Annotated in this window: 1 protein-coding gene; it reads right to left on the bottom strand. The window is 67.5% G+C overall.

The window, feature by feature from the left end; all coding sequences use genetic code 11:
- Positions 1–79: 79 nt before the first annotated feature.
- Positions 80–625: transposase (locus G4D87_RS38460; RefSeq protein WP_205507897.1), on the bottom strand; the 546-nt coding region annotated here is incomplete at its 5' end.

Genomic DNA, 625 nt, shown 5'->3' on the forward strand with positions numbered 1-625 from the left:
CTAGGAGTGTGTAGCGGTAATGGGGTTGGAAGCGAGACGGGACGAGTGACGCCGGTCCGCCGCTGGGTACGGCAGGCCGCTACGCTGCCGTCATGCGGAAGAGCTTGAGGAGGTTGTGGGTGGCGCAGATGAGGGCCCACTCCTCCCGGGCTGCCGTCAGGCCTCGGCGCAGCAGGGCACGGATGCCGCGTGCCTCTTTGATTTGGCCGAAGACGGGTTCCACAATCGCCTTGCGCATCCGGTACACCTCCTTGCCTCGCTTCGTCGCCAGCTTCCGGGCCATCCGCTCCTTCGGGGTGAGTCCCGAGGGCGGACGGCCTCTGACTTTCGGTGGCGCTTCACCATGCTTCTGGCGGCCGGTGGCGAGGTATGGCTCGACGCCCACCGACTCCAGCCAGCGGACGTTCTTCGCCGAGAAGTAGCCCGCGTCCGCGCTCAGCTTGCCTGGCACCTCTTCGAGGTGAGCGGCCACCCGGTCCACCAGCGCCGGCAGGTGCTCGGCGTCCGGAGGCTGGTTGGTGAGGGCCTGGGCGACAATCACCTGGTGCGCCGAGTCCACCGCCGCCTGCGCGTTGTAGGCCTGCTCGAAGCTTGCGCCCTTCTTCATGATTCGGCTGTCGGAGTC

The sequence above is a fragment of the Myxococcus vastator genome, assembly GCF_010894475.1.
Classification (GTDB): Bacteria; Myxococcota; Myxococcia; order Myxococcales; family Myxococcaceae; genus Myxococcus; species Myxococcus vastator.